The following is a 940-nucleotide window of genomic DNA, read 5'->3' as shown; positions in this document are numbered from 1 at the left end:
ACCCGCACCGGCACCACGGTGCGGGTGCCCGGCGGCGGCGGGGCCGACACCACGGCCACCCTGAGCCTGCTCTCCCGCGCCACCCGCGAGGGACGCCGCGTCCGGCTCGGCTTCGTCGACTCCCACGGCACCGCCCACCACCGCCTCATCACCCCGGTCCGGGTCGGCGGCGGCCTCGTCGAAGGCACCGACCACGAACGCTTCCCCCTGCACCGCATCACCTCGGCAGCCCTCGTGGAGGACTGAGCCATCACCCGACACCCACCCCGACGCCTCGTTCGATCCGAGGACCGACCGGAGATCAGCACGGTGCTGGACGCCCACTGGCGCGAGACGAGACAGCATCGGCACCCGCACCCGCACCCGCACCCGCACCCGGGCACGGCGACGGCGCTGCTGTCCGAGGACCGGGAGCAACGGGACCGGGACCCGGCATGACCGGATCACCGTCGAAGGCATCGAAACGGCGAACGGATGTTCGTCCGTGGCCGCGTTGGATCACCGATCGGTGCCGATCTCCACAGCAGAATCGAGAGGTGACAGCTCACAGGGCGCGCAGGCCGGTGAGGATGCGTTCCATGAAGTCGCGGGAGTCGCGGTCGGAGAGCACGAAGCCGGGCTGCTGGAGATCGACGGCCCCGACCTCGGCGAGGTCGTCCACGACGATCTTGACCACGCCCAGCGGCAGCTTGGCGAACGCGGCGATCTCGGCGACCGAGTGCACCTCCACGCAGAGGTCGCACACGTAGCGCTGCTCGGGGGACTGGACGCCCTCGTACCGGCGGCCGCGTTCGGTGGTCGCGACCAGCGCCTCCAGTGCCAGCTCGTTGGCGGGCCGCGTGCGGCCCCCGGTGCGTGCGTACGGCCGCACGAGCGAACGGTGGGTGAACCGCGGTGGCGGCGGGGCCGCCGCGTCACCGGCCGACGGCTCCTCCCCACC

The 940-nt window shown here is 72.7% G+C and carries 1 protein-coding gene and 1 pseudogene; one reads left to right on the top strand and one right to left on the bottom strand.

The genetic code is table 11. The features are described from left to right. Positions 1-246 (top strand): annotated as a pseudogene (locus SACPADRAFT_RS26015) (helicase-associated domain-containing protein); the annotation flags it as partial. Positions 247-544: 298 nt separating this feature from the next. On the opposite strand, the gene SACPADRAFT_RS26010 reads toward SACPADRAFT_RS26015, so the two are convergent. Continuing rightward, the coding region (locus tag SACPADRAFT_RS26010) for a DUF742 domain-containing protein (RefSeq protein ID WP_007027775.1) at positions 545-940 on the bottom strand (396 nt) is incomplete at its 5' end.

The sequence above is a fragment of the Saccharomonospora iraqiensis subsp. paurometabolica YIM 90007 genome (genome assembly GCF_000231035.2).
Lineage (GTDB): Bacteria > Actinomycetota > Actinomycetes > Mycobacteriales > Pseudonocardiaceae > Saccharomonospora > Saccharomonospora paurometabolica.
This window is presented reverse-complemented; position numbering and strand designations above follow the sequence as displayed.